Below are 14,936 nucleotides of genomic sequence, written 5' to 3'. Positions count from 1 at the left end.
GCCGGGTGCAGGATGAGCGCATGCCCTCCTCCGCGCTCCCGCTCCGCGTGCGGATGCGGCCGCGAGCGATCGACGAGGCGCACCGCGTCTCGAGCCCGCTCGAGTTGCTGGTCGACCTGACCTTCGTCGTCGCGATCGCTCAGATCGCGCAACAGCTCGCCCACGCGACCGAGGAGGGGCACCTCGCCGAGGGCCTCCTCCCCTTCGGCATGGTCTTCTTCGCCATCTGGTGGGCGTGGATGAACTTCACCTGGTTCGCCTCCGGCTATGACACCGACGACGTGCCCTATCGATTGCTGACCCTCGCGCAGATGGGCGGCGTCCTCGTGCTCGCAGCCGGAGTCCCGGCCGGCTTCGAGAACGACGACTTCGGTGCGATCACGGTCGGCTACGCGATCATGCGATTCGCGCTGGTGAGCCAGTGGATCCGCGTTGCCGTCTCCACTCCCGAGCACCGCGCCTGCGCCGTGCGCAACGCCGTGGGCTTCTCGGTGGTGCAGATCGGCTGGTTGCTGCGGCTGCTCCTTCCCCAGGAGACCGCGGTGCCGACCTTCCTGCTGCTGATGCTCTGCGAGCTGGCCGTGCCGCTCTGGGCGCAGCGCGCAGGGGATGCGTCGTGGCACCCGCACCACATCGCCGAGCGATACGGACTGTTCACGATCATCCTGCTCGGTGAGGGCGTGCTCGCGGCGGTGACCGGGGTGCAGCGGGCGGTGACGGAGGCCGGCGTCAGCGCCTCGCTCGTTCTGGTCGCGGTGTGCGGGCTGGTGATCGTGTTCGCGCTGTGGTGGTTGTCGTTCACGCATCCGTCCGGGGAACTGCTGGAGCAGCGGCGCGGCCTCTCGTACCGCTGGGGCTACGCGTACTTCGTGGCGTTCGTGGCGCTCGCGGCGCTCGGTTCCGGGCTCGAGGCCGCCGTCGCTGCGACCGCCGGGCACCTCGAAGCCTCCGACACGGTGATCGGCGCGGCCGTCGCCGTCCCGGTCGCCGCGTTCGTGCTAATGCTGTGGGCGGTGCATGCGCCACTCGGCGAGCACCAGCCGATGCCCGCGCGCCTGGCGCTCCCCGGCGTCGTCCTGGCGCTCACGACTCCGCTGCTCGCCGGAGCTGTCGGAGTGAGCGGGGCGCTCGTGGCGCTGGCGCTCGTGGCGGCCGGGCTGGTCTCCGCTGTCGTCGGGCGGGGTCGCACCGCAGAGTGACGCCGAGCTGACAGGCGGCGGGACACCACCACCTGCCCCGACCCACCACGACGGACGCGGCACCTCGGCGAGGGCGCGGCACCTCGGCGAGCGGCGGCGGGGCGGGAGCGACCCTGGCGTGCCGGAACGCGCCTGCACGGCGCCTCATAGCGGAAGCAGAGGAACGGCCCAGCGCGCCGACAGGCTCCTCGGCCTAGGCTCGAGATCAGTTCCCGCCACCTCCACGAGAAGCGGCCCGCCACGACGTTAAGGACGACGCCGATGAACCGAACCACCATGATCACCGCACTCGCCTGCGGGCTGCTCCTCTCCGCCGCCGCAGCGACTCCCGCGGTCGCCGCGACCCTGGACACCGCTGACAACTCCACCCGCTCGACCGACGAGCTCACGGCGGCCGACGAGCTCACCACGACCGACGGCGACACCCTGCTGATCAACGGGCGCGCCTTCCTGCTCGAGTAGTCGGGCGCGGCAGTCGACCACTGCCCCCAGGTAGTCGTGCGGTGCAGTCGGACGATGGAAGAGTGGCGTGATGGACGAGATCTCGGTGCGCGCCGACGACAACGTCACGATCCGCGCCAGCGACGACGGCCAGAGAGACAACGTCACGATCCGCCCCTACGTCGAGGACGATGCGATCGGCACCCTCGCCGTGTTCCTGGCCGCCGTCACCGAGACCGCCGCCGCCGACTACTCCCCCGCGCAAACCCGCGCCTGGGCGGGCGAGCGCAACCTGCCGACCTGGCATGCCGCGATGCAGACCCGTCACGCCTTCGTCGCGACCATCGGCGGCGAACTCGCCGGCTTCTCGGACGTGAGCGCCGCAGGCTGGATCGACATGATGTTCGTCGCGCCCCGCTTCCTGCGCCGCGGCGTGGCGTCGCGGCTCCTCGCCCACGCGGAAGCCGCAGGCACTCCCGAACTCGCGGCGGATGTGAGCATCACCGCCCGCCCGTTCTTCGAGCACCACGGTTTCACCGTGGTCGCCGAGCAGCACCCCGTCCGCGCGGGCGTGGAACTCACGAACTACCGAATGCTCAAGCGCGTGCGCTGAGTCGCCCGAGAAGGCTCGACTTCGGGGCGGAGAACGAGCCTTCTCGGGCGAGTGAATGCCGCACGCAGGCAGGAGCAGGCGGGCAGTGCGCATTCTTCAATCATGATGGTCGGACATCGTTCCTTAATTTACTTGATGTGTCCGAGCCCGATCATCAGGAGCGCGCGCGACCAGTTCGGTGCCAGATATAGTGAATGCATAACCAGAAAGCAGCATTTATCAGAGAATTGTCAATAGGATATCCCAGGATATGCTCTGGGTAGTTACGAGGTTGAAGACGACTTGAAATATGGCCACGGGGGCCATGACGACGGTTGCGAAGAGCGCCGGACTGATTCGATTCTTCTTCGTCATGGGCAGCTAAATCCTGTCGGACCGACGAGGGGATAGATTCGCATTTCTCTGCCGTCTGGGCACACGCCGTTCGCGACGATGATCCCCACGATCATGGCTCTCAGTGCGGCGCCAGTACCGCATCCGACTCCTCCCGTCTCTGGACCAGCGACCGCGCAAATCGACGCGATGAGAGTAGCGGAGGATCCTGTCACCAATGCTTGTTGCTCCGTTCCGGGAAGTTGAACATATAGCCACGGGTCCGCGCCGCCTGCTACGAAGACACCCAGGCCGAGAGAATTACTAGCGCCCTTTTGGCGCACGGAGATCGCAGCAGTAAATGCCTTTCCCACCTCGCTCTCCAGGGTTGCGGCTGGGACCTTCGTGGGGTCAAACCTTTTTGAGGAGCGGTTTCCGCGGCAAGTGCTCGTGATAGGGAGGCCATCCCAGCTGCTACCAGTGCAGCTACTACAGCTAGTACGAATTCCTTACGGATCTTTTTCGCATAGACGAGTGTTGGAGTTCTGGGCACTAAGCCTGTCTACTCCGGTTTGCAAAGTGGGGTCAATACCCTCGTAGATTTATCAGCGAATGGGAGCACTCTTCTGGGGACCAGTCCAGGAACCCCTTCTTTTCGTCAGAGTGCTCTCAGACAGTAAATGAGCGGCTTCGCAAGAGGAAGCGAAGCCCACTCCGGCGACCCTCGAGCTCGAGTCGCCCGAGAAGGCTCGTTCTCGACGCGGAGAACGAGCCTTCTCGGGCGACTCAGCGCCGCGGACCAGCTGTCACGAGCGGCGCCCACCCCACGCCCCCAGCAACGCCCGCTCGCGCTCCTCTCCCAGCCCCGCGCCGCGGCCTGGCACGTGGCCCACCGCCGCCTCCCGCAGCGTCTCCGCCAGCGGCCGCCGCTCCAGTCCCGCCGCCTCCGCCCGCGCCGTCGAACGCGCGTTCATGCCGCGCCACGCGGGGTCCGCGATCCACAGCGGCAGCGATCCAGGACCAGCCCACTGCTCGACGCCCTGCGCCAGCAGCCACTCCTCCGCCACGGCAATCGGCGCAGCCGCACCATCGCCGCGCGCCACCGCCAAATGCTCCCCGAGCGGCACCGCAGGCCCGCACACGTTCATCACCCCGACCACCCCTCGCGACACACCATCGACGAGCCATCCCGCCAGGTCCCGCACATCGAGCACCGACGTCGGAAGATCCGGCGCATCGGGCACCAGCACCGCTCCGGGCACGGCGGGATGCGCGAACCGCCACGGCCAGTACGACGAGCGCCCGGTCGGGTCGCCAGGCCCCCCAATCAGCCCGGCGCGCGCGATCAGGGCGGGCGCTGCTCCGCCCAGCACGGCCTGCTCGCAGGCGACTTTCGCGGAGCCGTACGAGGCGGGGTCATCGGAGGGGGAAAGCAGCTCGGCGTCCTCATCCGCGTCAACGGAGGCGTGCGACGCGTACACGCTCGTGGTCGAGACGAACGCGTAGCTGCCGCAGCGCAGGTCGCGGACAGCCCTGCGCACGTGAGCGGGACGCGACGACACGTCGATCACGGCATCCCACGACGACCCGTTCACCGCACCGAGCGCATCGTCGCGATCCCGGTCGGCCCGCACGGCGCGCACCCCGACGGGCACGGCCGAGCCACGCGCAAGGCAGGTCACATCGTGGCCGCGCCGCAGCGCTTCCGCCGCGAGGTAGCCGCCGAGCCAACCCGTGCCTCCCAGGATCAGCATCCTCATCCCCGCATGCTGCCACAACGGCACTGACGTGCCCAAGAATGCTCCCAAACCCCCCACATCACCGCATTCTCGGGCACCTCAGCGCCGGCCCATCACGCGACGACGAACGCGTCCAGGATCAGCGTCGACCCGTTCGCGGCCGGGTTGCGCGTCGAACCGCGGCGGATCGTCACCGTGTGCTCGCCCGCGGGCAGCGCCGCGCTTGTCCACACAGTGCGGTTGAAGCGGTTCGTCGCGCTGTAGCGGTCGACGCTCGCGACGACCACGCCGTCCAGCAGCACCTCGTTGATGCCCGAGGACGGTGTCAGGCGGCTCACCCAGCTCACCTGCGTGCCCGTGAAGCGGAGGGTCGCCGAGGCGCCCGTCGAGCTCGAGTACGAGATGCTTCCGCCGTTGTCGGCCGTGGAGGAGAGGGTCGCCCAGGTGCCGACGGTCGTGATCTCCGCGGCTCCGTTGTGGTAGGTGCCGGCCGACGGGAGCGACGGAGTGGGAGGAACAGACGGCGCCGGAGTCGCCCCGTCCGTCACCACGAAGGCGTCCAGAATCAGCGTCGCCCCGGTCGCCGCCGGGTTGCGCGTGGACCCGCGCCGAAGGGTCACCGTGTGCTGGCCGGCCGGCAGCGGCCCACTCGACCAGACGGTCACTGCCGAGCGCGTCGTGGCGCTGTAGCGGTCGATCGTGGCGACGAGTACACCGTCGACAAGCACCTCGTTGATCCCGGAGGACGCCGTCGTGCGGCTCACCCAGCTCACGCCGGTCCCCGTGAAGGTCAGCGACGCGGTGGCGCCGGTGGAACTCGAGTAGCTGATGCTGCCTCCGCTGTCGCCGGAGGAGGAGAGGGTCGCCCATGTGCCCGCGGTCACGATGAACGAGGAGCCGTTCTGGTAGGTCCCGGCCCCGGCCACGACGGGGGCCGGCGGCTCGGGGAGGGCGACGACCGGCTCCTCGGCGAGCCAGCGCCGGAAGGTGTCGAGCATGTCCTTTTGCGTGAAGCTCGGCACGGTGTGCCCGTACTGGGCCCCGTCGGCGGAGTGGTAGGTGATGACCGCCTCCTTCGCCACGGGCGTGGCCAACGAGTAGAGCGCGCCGCCGTGCTCGTCGATGGGGACGATGGTGTCGTCGTGGGAGCCGGTGATTCGCAGCCGGGTGCCGGCCCAGGACGCCTGCGGCAGGCCGGCGGGGTCGGTGGCGGGGATGGTGGAGGGGTCGTTGCCGTAGGCGGGCAGCACCCGCGTCGGGTCGGTGCGCGCGATGGCGATCATGTCGTAGACACCGCTGGCGTGGTAGGCGCCGCGGATTTCGGGGACCAGCCGGTTGCCGTAGGTCCAGCAGAGCAGGGCGCCGCCGCCGGAGTTGGAGCGGAGGAAGCTGGCGCCGATCCGCCAGCTCTTCTGCACCCACGCCACCGCGTTGGTCTGGGCGGTGATGGCGGGGCGGCTGGTCCAGATACTGCCGCCGTAGTTGGGGCAGATGCTGATCACACCGTCGTCGACGGCCTGGTCGGCGGTGAACTGGAAGGCGCCGCTGAGCGCCGCGTAGCTGCTGCCGTTGGCGTGGTAGTACCAGTAGAAGACCTGGCCGACAGTCGCCGAGGGCGGGGCGGTGTGCGGGACGAACAGCCGAGTGCGGTCGCCCGCAATCGAGACGTCGATGATCTGGTAGGGCTTGCGGCCGTAGCGGGAGTAGACGGTGTCGCTGCGCTGGATCTCGCCGGGCAGGAGGGGGATGACGCTGTAATCGGGCGCGGCGGACGCGGAGGCGGCGTAGACGAGAGCGGAGCCGAGGCCGAGAGCGGCTCCGGTGAGGACGAGTCGGCGGCTGTGCTGCGGTGTTCCAGGCATGTGTGACCCAATGCGACGAGGGGGCCGGCTCGGGCGGGCTGCCGGACCGGGAGGAGCGAGGGCGACGCTGCGGGACGGTCGAGGCAACTCGCGCTTGTCACCCATTGTGGGCTATCCGAGGTGTGGACTGCCGGGCGAGACGCACAAACGTCGGTTGATTTTTGCTTCTCCTCCCGCGGAGTCGCCAGACCCTCGTCTGGTGGACAGTCCGCCGGGCCCCCTCGCGCCACGCGCACCCTCAGTGTTGGCGCGGTGGCGACGCGATCTCACGCCGGAGACTCGTCGTTCTTCGCCAGGGCCCGCCAGGGCAGGCGGGGACCGGTCGGAGTCGGACGGGCCGACTCGCGCGAGACGCATTTCTGCCCCCGGGCCTCCTTAACGCCCGCCGAATGGACGATGCGGACGTCACCATCGCACTCGATACCACCCTCGGCGCAGCCCCTTTCTGAGCGCAACCTGCCCGTTAGCTTCTATCGCTCTGATCTCTTGCTGACTCTCACCCGGACGGCGGCGGGCCCTGCTTCTCGCCCGTGTGCCGTCTCCGGGGGACAGGGTGTCTCCGCCGCCCGACTTATCGTGATCCTCGCTCCACCCGGACTGGCCGGCGCGGCGTTAGGTGGGGAGAACCGAGAGTGACGAAGGCAGCGCAACGCTCGGCCCGCACTGTCGCGCTGGGCCTCGTCCTCCTCCTGCTGGCGGCCGTGCTCACGGTGCTCCCCGTGGTGCGAGCGGAGGCCGCGACCCTCCTCGTACAAGAGGGCTTCGGCGGCACGAGCGTTGTCGATCCGGCCTGGCAGCCCCTCGACTCCGGCTGCATCACCCACGCGACCACGGCTCCCCCGTCGACCGCATCCAAGCTGGGCGTCTGCTCGAGCCGCATCTTTGCCCCCGCCTCATCCACCACTCCCGGCTTCCTGCAACTGACCGACAACCGCACAACCGCCAAGGGTGGCGCCGTGTTCAACCGGCCCATCCCCGCCACCGGCGGACTCGACGTGCTCTTCGACCAGTACCAGTACGGCGCGAGCCTCGTGTTCGCGGGCGGCGACGGAATCGGCTTCTTCCTCACCGACGGCTCTAAGAGCCTCACCGCGGCGGGAGCGACGGGCGGCGCACTCGGCTACGGCCAGAACACGACCTCCCTCCCCCCGGTGGACGGAGTGAACGGCGGCTATCTCGGCGTCGGACTCGACGCCTTCGGCAACTACTCGAGCACCGCCTCGGGCGGCAACGGCCTCGGCGCGGGCTGCCCGGCCACTCCTGCGGCGCCCGGCCTGCAGGCGAACCGGATCGTCGCCCGCGGTCCGGGTCAGGGCCTGTCCGGCTATTGCTATCTGCGCGGTGCCACCCCTCCGGCGGGCGGCACGCTGCGGTCGACGCCCTTCCTGGAGAACTTGAGCGCGCCCCCGGCGTCCCTCGGGCGGACCGTCCGGGTCACCGTCTCCCCCGCGGCGTTCCCCGAGGTAGTCGTCTCGTACGGCGCTTCGGCCGGGATGTCGGCCGCGAGCCTCACCGAGGTGATGCGGTTCACGATGACGACAGCCGCACCTCCCACATACAAGCTCGGCTTTACCGCCTCCACCGGCGGATCGACCGACACGCACCTCATCCGCAACGTCCGCGTCTCGTCGATCAACGACCTCGGTGCCCTCAACCTCGTCAAACAGATCGACCAGACGACGACGCAGCCCGCGGCCTACGCCGAAGGGGCGAGCATCCCCTACCAGTTCGTGGTCACGAACACCTCGTCGCTCGCATCGCTGACCGGAGTCGCCGTGAGCGATCCGAAGGCCGTCGTCACCTGCCCCGTGACCACGCTCGCCCCGCTCGGCAGCGTCACCTGCACCGGTTCGCACGTCGTCACAGCAGCGGAGGCGACCGCCAGCACCCTCGTGAACACGGCGACCGCCTCCGCTCTCAGCGGCGCGTCGACAGTGACGAGCGCCGCCTCCTCCGCCACGGCGCCGATCAGCACTCCCGCCCCCGCGCTCACCCTCGCGAAGACGGGCGCCCTCACCGACACCAACGGCAACGCCCAGGCCGACGCGGGCGAGCAGATCACCTACTCCTTCACCGCCCACAACACGGGCAACGTCACCCTGCAGGACGTCGCCATCTCGGATCCGCGAGTCACCGGGATCACCCCGACCTCGACGCAGGTGGCGCCCGGCGCCTCGGCGACCTTTACCGCCGCCGCCTATACGGTCACGCAGGCCGATATCGACACGGGCACGGCCGTGAGCAATACCGCGACCGTCAGCGGCCGGACCCTTGCCGCCTCCCCGACGACTGTCACGGCCTCCTCGACCGCGACCACGCCGATCCATTACGCCCCCTCGATCAGCCTGACCAAGAACGGCGCACTGACGGCCGGCTCGACCGCGGGCTCCACCATCGCCTACACGTTCACCGTCACCAACACCGGCAACACGTCGCTGAGCGGAGTGGCCATCAGCGATCCGCGCGTCACCGTCGCCTACGGTGCCTGGCCCGGCACCGCGGGGCAGCTCGGCGTCGGTCAATCGGTCACCGCCTCCGCGACCTACACGCTGACCCAGGCCGACATCGACGCGGGCTCGGTGCTCAACACCGCGACCGCCACCGGCACGCCTCCGACGGGCTCGGCCGTCACCGCGACCGCCTCGAAGACCGTCACCCTCACCCGCACGAATGACCTCGCCTTCACCAAGTCGGCAACTCCGGCATTCATCAGCGCAGCCGGAACCGTGGTCACCTACACGTTCCGCGCGACCAACACCGGCACCACGACCCTGACCGCCGTCGCGGTCAGCGACCCCAAGAGCGGCCTGTCGACACTGAGCTACACCTGGCCAGGCACCGCCGGCCGGCTCCTCCCGGGCCAGGTCGTCACCGCGACCGCCACCTACACGATCACCGCGGCCGATGTCACCGCGGGCACCATCGCGAACACCGCCACCGCGACGGCGACCGGCCCCGTCGGCGGCGCCTTCACCCGCACGGCCTCGGTCAGCATCTCGGCGATCTCGGATCCGGCTCCCGACACCGCCACTGTCGTCCAGGGCGGCTCCGTCGTGATCGACGTGCTGGCCAACGACGGGCCGGCCGCCACCGGCGCAACGTTCTCGCGGGTGCAGCTCTCGGCCACTCCGAAGGTCATCGGAGGCGCCGCCAGCCCCGCCCCCGCCACGCCCGTTCAGGGATCGGTCGCCTGCGTCGACACCGGCGGCACCCGCGGGCAGTGCACCTACCGGCCGATCACGGCCTTCGTCGGCACCGATGTCTTCGACTACGTCCTCTCGAGCAGCTACGGCACCTGGAATGTGCGGGTCACCGTCACGGTCACCGCGGTGAACCACGCGCCCGTCGCGCGCCCCGACCGCGTGGTCGCGACCACCGGAGGCACAGCCGTCGCCGTCTCTCCGCTCGCCAACGACACCGACCAGGACGCGGGAACCACCCTCACTCTCGCCGGCACCAGCGCCCCTACGGGCCTGCACGGCACCTTCTCCTGCTCCGCAGCGACCTGCACCTACACGCCCGCCGCCGACGGCTGGACCGGAAGCATCACGATTGCCTACACCGTGTCCGACGGCGCGCTCACGGCGAGCAGCACGATCGCTGTGTGGGTCGATCCCGCCCCGCTCGCGCGCCAGGGCTTCACCGGGACCGACAGCACGAGTGGAGCGACCAGCCTCGGCGCATGGACCCTCTCCTCCGTCGTGGCGACCCCCGTCGCGAGTTGCACGGCCGCCCGGCCGAGCACGCTCGTGAGCTGGGCGCCCGTCTCCGGAGCGACCGGCTGGTCACTCGAGCGCCGGCTCGCCGGCACTACCCCCGGCCCGTGGACCGTCGTGGCCACACCCGCCGCCGCTGCCACCTCCTTCACCGACGACCGCGTCGGCGAAGGCCGCAGCTACCAGTGGCGGATCCGTCCCGACCTCCAACGCTGGCTCGGAGTCGCCTCCGCCGCCTCGACCGCCGTCGCTCAGCCGGCCGTCGCCTCCGCCGGAGGCTGCTGATGCCTCCCCTCAACCTCCCCTCTCGTCCTGCACCTGTCCTCGTGAGGGAGACCACGCCCGCACCGGGCACCACCCCATCGAAAGGAACGGTCGCCATGACCTCCACAGCACCCACCCGCCGCACCCCGTGGAAAAAGATCGCGCTCACTGGAGGAGTCCTGCTCGCCGCGGGAGCCCTCGCTGGCGCCGGCGCCTTCGCCGTCTTCACTGACTCCGGAACTGCCGTCGGCAATGTCGACGCCGGCCAGACCGACATCTCGGTCACGGGAGCGTTCACCGTCGCGAACATCGCGCCCGGCGACACGGTCCAGCGCCCGATCAGCCTCGTGCTGCCGAACGCCACCAACGACGGTGACCTCGTCTCGACGGTCCGCTTCTACCAGGACGTGACCAACGACGTCGTGGGCTCCGACACGACCGAGCCGACCCGCGTCGGCGCCTCGCTCGTCACGGGCGCGGACGGCCTCGACTACCGCCTGCTGACCTGCTCCGTCGCCTGGGTCCCCGCCGCCGCTCCCGCGGAGAGCGGTCCCTACACCTGTGGCGGTACCCAGACCATCACCGGTAGCGGCAAGCTCTCGACCATCGGCGGAGTTGCCAATGCGGCGGACTTCACCCCTGCGGACTTCGGCATCACCCCCACGGCGACCGGGACCTTCCCCTCGGACGCCGGCGACGTGACGCTGAACACGCTGATCGAACTCGTCCTGCCCACCACGGCCGACAACGCCTACGAGAACGCCTCCACCACGCTCACCTTCACCGCCGCCGCCATCCAGCGCGCCGGCATCCAGCAGTAGCCCGACCGTTCCCACCCCGCCTCCGCCCCGCCCGATCCGTCGGTGCGGGGCGGAGGCCCCCTCTCTTCTTTCGGAGTCACCCCATGCCTCAGGCCCGCGCGCACGGAGCCGCCCTCTCGGCGGTGCTCCTCACGCTGCTCGCAGTGGTGGTCCTCGCACCCGCGGCGAGCGCCGAGCCCGCGAGCGCGCTCGACGTGCGGGAACTCTCGGCTCCGGATTCGCTCAGCGATCTCGCGCCCGGGGATCAGGCCGAATGGGCCGTCGAAGTCACCAACTCCGGCTCCACTCCGCACGACGTCGCCGTGAGCTTCGCGGTCGATGGCCGAGGCGCACTGGCCGAGGACCCGCGCGACGGACTCCAACTCACGGTCGACCTGTGCGACTCCGCCTTCTCGGTGGTCGAGGTGCCCGCGGGCGTCGACCGGACCGTCGAGCGCTACGTCTGCCCAGGCGGCACCCTGCCCCTGGCCGCGGGTCCGGCTGCACGGCTGGGGCGCCTCGACGGCGTGCGCCCGGTCGAGGGCGGAGCGACGGCCGGGATCCGCGTCCGCGTCGAATTCCCGGCGACCGCCGGCAACGATCTCGAGCTCGCGACGGCCTCGCTCCGCGTCGAGGTTGGCGCGGCCAACGCCACGGACGGGGGCGACCCTTCGAACGGCTTGGGTGGCGACCCTTCGGAGGGCTCAGGGGACGGCTCAGGGGGCAATTCGTCTGACGGCTCATCCGACGGCTCAGGGGACGGCTCCGGCCAGCCGCCGGTCGCCTCCGACGGCCTCGCCGTGACCGGCCGCGACATTGGCGCTGCCCTGCTCGGCGGGTTGGTGGCCCTCGGAGTCGGCGCCGCCCTGGTCGTCGCGGGCCGCCGCCGACGGGAGGGCCGCTCGTGAGACTCCTCCGCGCCCTCCTCGCCGGTCTGGTCGGGCTCATTGCCCTCGCCGGCCTCGCCGTCTTCGTGCTCTCGGCCCTCGGGGTCGTGCGCCTCGTGCCCGTGCTCTCGAACTCGATGGCGCCGGAGATGCCCGTCGGCTCCCTCGCTGTCACGCTCCCCATCAGCCAGCCCGAGGTGGGCACCGGCGACGTGATCGTCTTCACCGACCCCGACGATCCGGGGCGCCGCGTGATTCACCGCGTGACCTTCGTCTACCCCGAGGCGGAGGCGGCCGCCCTGCGCGGCCGCGAGCCCGGCCAGCTAGCCCTGACCACCAAGGGCGACAACAACCCATCCGCAGACCCGTGGATCGTCACGATCGCCGACGAGCGCATCTGGCGAGAGCAGTCGGTGCTCCCGCTGCTGGGCTGGCCGAGCATTGCGCTCGCGCATCCCGAAGCGCGCTTCGCCCTGTTCGCCGCGGGCGGCGCGGCGGTCATCGCCGCCGTCCTCTTCGCCATCTGGCGCCGGCCCGTCGAGGTCGCCTCGTGAGCGGCGGGCACCGCTCGCCCGAGGACGCGCCGGGCGTGGAACAGCCGGAGGGGTTCGAGGAGCGGCATCTGAGCGAGAAACAGCCTGCGGAGCAGCACGGCCGCCGCAGCGGTCGCCGCACCCCGCACGAGCGCGGCACTCCGCGGCATGTGCCCGACGTGCGTCGGCGCGTCGTCTCGCGCGCGGGCGTCATCGCACTCGTCTCCGGCGTGCTCGTGCTCACCGCCGCCGCGACCGCCGCAGCCGTGCTCCTCGACCGCGGTTCCGCGGGTGCCGGAGTCGCGTCCGGCACCGTGATCGTCGACGTCGACGCCACCGGAGCGACCACCGTGCCCGTCCCGATCACCGGCCTGCTCCCCGGTGGCACCGTGCAGCGCCTGCTCGACGTCACCCACGCCGGCACCGTGCCCCTGTCGGCCCTCCAGCTTGCGACCAGCACGGCGACCAGCAGCTCGGACGGCCTGCAACTCACCGTCGAACGCTGCTCGCTCGCCTGGTCCGCCGACGCGGCGACTTGTGCCGGCACCGTGAGCACCGTCACCGCTGACCGCCCCTCCTCCTCCCACATCGACCTGCCCGGCTCCCCCGCCCTCGCGGTCGGCGCGACCGACCATCTCCGCCTCACCCTGCGCCTGGCGGAGTCGGCGCCCTCCTCCGCGCAGTCCACCTCCGCAACCCTGACGGTCACCGTCGTCGGCGTCCAACGACCGGGCCGCCACCTCTAACGCGCCTCCCTTGGTCGCTGAGGTGCCCGAGAATGCTCCCGACACGCCGCAGGGCATCGCCATCTCGGGCACCTCAGCGCGCGTGAGTCCCATGCTTCACTGGGGGGATGATTGACCATATTGCCGACTTCTGCGCGTTTCTGACGGCCTCTCCCTCCTCCTTTCACGCTGCGAGTGAGAGCGCGCGTCGGCTTGAGGGCGCCGGATTCACGGGGCTGGAGGAGACGCAGACGTGGCCGACCGCGCCGGGACGCTACTACGTCCGCCGCGACGGTGCCGTCATCGCCTGGCACCTTCCGGCGGGGGCCGACGCGGTGACGCCGTTCCGCATCCTGGGCGCGCACACCGACTCGCCCGGCTTCACGCTCAAGCCGCGCCCGACGATCGGATCGAAGGGGTGGCTCCAGGCCGGTGTCGAGGTCTACGGCGGGCCGTTACTGAACTCGTGGCTGGACCGCGAACTCGAGCTGGCCGGCCGCGTCGTCGCGCGAGACGGCAGGGAACTGCTCCTGCGCACCGGCCCGTTCCTGCGCATCCCGCAGCTCGCCATCCACCTCGACCGGTCGGCCAACGACAGCCTGACCCTGGATCGGCAGAAGCACACCGTCCCCGTGTTCGGGATCGGCGACGTGTCCGAGGTCGACCTGCTCGATCTGCTCGCCGCGGAGGCCGGGCTCGAGGACGCCGCGGACATCGCCGGTTACGACCTCGTCACCGCCGACACGCAGGCGCCCCGCCGCTTTGGCCTCGACGAGGCGTTCCTCGCCGCCGGCCGGATGGACGACCTCAGCTCGGTGCACGCCGGTCTCGTCGCGCTCCTCGCGGCGAGCGCCGAGACACAGACTGCGACACCCCACATCAGCATGCTCGCCGCCTTCGACCACGAGGAACTCGGCTCCGCGTCGCGCTCCGGCGCGAGCGGCCCGTTCCTCGAGGACGTGCTGAACCGGATCAGCGCCGCGCTCGGCGCTGGCGTGGACGAGCGCGCCCGGGCACTCGCCGCCTCATGGTGCCTCTCGGCGGACGCAGGGCACTCCGTCCATCCCAACTACCCCGAGAAGCACGACCCCGTGAACCAGCCGGTTGCCGGCGGCGGGCCGCTGCTCAAGATCAACGCGTCACAGCGCTACGCCACAGATGCACGGGGCGCGGCGCTCTGGGCGGGCATCTGCACGCGGGCCGGCGTCGAGTACCAGGAGTTCGTCTCGAACAACACGGTCCCGTGCGGCTCGACGATCGGCCCGCTCACCGCGACCCGGCTCGGGATCGCCACCGTCGACGTGGGAGTGCCGCTGCTCTCCATGCACTCGGCGCGGGAGCTGGCGCACGTGGACGACCTGGTCGCGCTGACGCGCGCCATCGAGGAGTTCTTTACCCCGTCCGTGTGAGCCGACGCGGGCCGACCCGGCAACGCGCTGCCGCGAGTGTCCGAAAGTTGTCGCACTCGGTGCCCACTGCGACAACTTGTGGCTTCTCGCGGCCGGACTCAGCGGCCGGACTCAGCGGGCGGACTCAGCGGGCCGGACTCAGCGGTAGACGCTCCACTCCTTCTTCACGATCCGGCGCTCCTCGCCGTCGACCGCGACGATCCACTCGCCGTCCTTCTTCGCAACGACGCGGCCGCGGAGGTACTGGGGCTCCCAGCCGTCGGCCTTGTGCACCCACTTCACGAACCGGGCGAACCGTCCCGGCGCTACATCGTCTCTCGACATCTCGACTCCCCTCCTCGTCCGGCGGGTCGTCGACCCTCTCCACGAGAGTCCCTCGAACGCGAGAACCTGTGAGGTCGCGAAGCCGGTATATCGACCGTAGATCGACCCCGCC

General features: G+C 70.5%; 12 protein-coding genes. 9 read left to right on the top strand and 3 right to left on the bottom strand.

From position 1 onward, the window contains the following. The first annotated feature begins 20 nt into the window (after window positions 1-20). From HRF29_RS10465 to HRF29_RS10455, 3 genes are all read left to right on the top strand, one after another. Complete coding sequence (locus HRF29_RS10465) at window positions 21-1,199, top strand: low temperature requirement protein A (protein ID WP_222929638.1); 1,179 nt, start codon at window positions 21-23, stop codon at window positions 1,197-1,199. A gap of 261 nt (window positions 1,200-1,460) precedes the next feature. Next, the gene (locus HRF29_RS10460; RefSeq protein WP_173248499.1) at window positions 1,461-1,661 is read left to right on the top strand and encodes a hypothetical protein; all 201 of its coding nucleotides are present in this window, start codon (window positions 1,461-1,463) and stop codon (window positions 1,659-1,661) included. Window positions 1,662-1,731: 70 nt separating this feature from the next. After that, window positions 1,732-2,253, top strand: coding sequence for a GNAT family N-acetyltransferase (locus HRF29_RS10455; RefSeq protein WP_173248497.1), 522 nt, complete (start codon window positions 1,732-1,734; stop codon window positions 2,251-2,253). A gap of 1,118 nt (window positions 2,254-3,371) precedes the next feature. Here HRF29_RS10455 and HRF29_RS10450 read toward each other — a convergent pair. Both HRF29_RS10450 and HRF29_RS10445 read right to left on the bottom strand, forming a co-directional pair. Further along, complete coding sequence (locus tag HRF29_RS10450) at window positions 3,372-4,325, bottom strand: NAD-dependent epimerase/dehydratase family protein (RefSeq protein WP_173248495.1); 954 nt, start codon at window positions 4,323-4,325, stop codon at window positions 3,372-3,374. A gap of 92 nt (window positions 4,326-4,417) precedes the next feature. Further along, complete coding sequence (locus tag HRF29_RS10445) at window positions 4,418-6,166, bottom strand: hypothetical protein (RefSeq protein WP_173248493.1); 1,749 nt, start codon at window positions 6,164-6,166, stop codon at window positions 4,418-4,420. Between the two features lie 632 nt (window positions 6,167-6,798). Between HRF29_RS10445 and HRF29_RS10440 the strand changes: the two genes are divergently transcribed. The 6 genes from HRF29_RS10440 to HRF29_RS10415 all read left to right on the top strand — a co-directional run bounded on the left by HRF29_RS10440 (window position 6,799) and on the right by HRF29_RS10415 (window position 14,500). Next, complete coding sequence (locus HRF29_RS10440) at window positions 6,799-10,167, top strand: DUF7507 domain-containing protein (RefSeq protein WP_173248492.1); 3,369 nt, start codon at window positions 6,799-6,801, stop codon at window positions 10,165-10,167. A 95-nt stretch (window positions 10,168-10,262) separates the two neighbouring features. Beyond that, window positions 10,263-10,967, top strand: coding sequence for a TasA family protein (locus tag HRF29_RS10435; RefSeq protein ID WP_173248491.1), 705 nt, complete (start codon window positions 10,263-10,265; stop codon window positions 10,965-10,967). An 83-nt stretch (window positions 10,968-11,050) separates the two neighbouring features. Next, window positions 11,051-11,854: a sortase gene (locus HRF29_RS10430; protein WP_173248490.1), complete on the top strand. Its 804-nt coding sequence runs from the start codon at window positions 11,051-11,053 to the stop codon at window positions 11,852-11,854. Then, window positions 11,851-12,387 (top strand): signal peptidase I, encoded by a 537-nt coding sequence (locus HRF29_RS10425; RefSeq protein WP_173248488.1) that lies wholly within the window; start codon window positions 11,851-11,853, stop codon window positions 12,385-12,387. Before HRF29_RS10430 ends, HRF29_RS10425 begins: the two co-directional genes overlap by 4 nt. Beyond that, a complete protein-coding gene (locus tag HRF29_RS15185) occupies window positions 12,384-13,112 on the top strand; it encodes a peptidase (protein ID WP_173248486.1) in 729 nt (242 codons plus the stop codon). The genes HRF29_RS10425 and HRF29_RS15185 overlap by 4 nt, the downstream gene beginning before the upstream one ends. Window positions 13,113-13,219: 107 nt before the next feature. After that, a complete protein-coding gene (locus HRF29_RS10415; RefSeq protein ID WP_173248484.1) occupies window positions 13,220-14,500 on the top strand; it encodes a M18 family aminopeptidase in 1,281 nt (426 codons plus the stop codon). Between the two features lie 138 nt (window positions 14,501-14,638). Here HRF29_RS10415 and HRF29_RS10410 read toward each other — a convergent pair whose 3' ends face one another. Continuing rightward, on the bottom strand, window positions 14,639-14,824 hold the full coding sequence (locus HRF29_RS10410) for a hypothetical protein (RefSeq protein ID WP_104354370.1): 186 nt from the start codon (window positions 14,822-14,824) through the stop codon (window positions 14,639-14,641). Between the last annotated feature and the right edge of the window lie 112 nt (window positions 14,825-14,936).

The organism is Rathayibacter agropyri, assembly GCF_013249015.1.
Lineage (GTDB): Bacteria > Actinomycetota > Actinomycetes > Actinomycetales > Microbacteriaceae > Rathayibacter > Rathayibacter agropyri.
The sequence above is the reverse complement of the archived record's forward strand: the minus strand, read 5'-3'. Positions and strand labels throughout refer to the sequence as shown.

What these genes read in the sequence shown, in the direction of transcription:
- HRF29_RS10465 (WP_222929638.1), top strand. Translation starts at nt 21, where the DNA reads ATGCCCTCCTCCGCGCTCCCGCTCCGCGTGCGGATGCGGCCGCGAGCG.
- HRF29_RS10460 (WP_173248499.1), top strand. Translation starts at nt 1,461, where the DNA reads ATGAACCGAACCACCATGATCACCGCACTCGCCTGCGGGCTGCTCCTC.
- HRF29_RS10455 (WP_173248497.1), top strand. Translation starts at nt 1,732, where the DNA reads ATGGACGAGATCTCGGTGCGCGCCGACGACAACGTCACGATCCGCGCC.
- HRF29_RS10450 (WP_173248495.1), bottom strand. Translation starts at nt 4,325, where the DNA reads ATGAGGATGCTGATCCTGGGAGGCACGGGTTGGCTCGGCGGCTACCTC.
- HRF29_RS10445 (WP_173248493.1), bottom strand. Translation starts at nt 6,166, where the DNA reads ATGCCTGGAACACCGCAGCACAGCCGCCGACTCGTCCTCACCGGAGCC.
- HRF29_RS10435 (WP_173248491.1), top strand. Translation starts at nt 10,263, where the DNA reads ATGACCTCCACAGCACCCACCCGCCGCACCCCGTGGAAAAAGATCGCG.
- HRF29_RS10430 (WP_173248490.1), top strand. Translation starts at nt 11,051, where the DNA reads ATGCCTCAGGCCCGCGCGCACGGAGCCGCCCTCTCGGCGGTGCTCCTC.
- HRF29_RS10415 (WP_173248484.1), top strand. Translation starts at nt 13,220, where the DNA reads ATGATTGACCATATTGCCGACTTCTGCGCGTTTCTGACGGCCTCTCCC.
- HRF29_RS10410 (WP_104354370.1), bottom strand. Translation starts at nt 14,824, where the DNA reads ATGTCGAGAGACGATGTAGCGCCGGGACGGTTCGCCCGGTTCGTGAAG.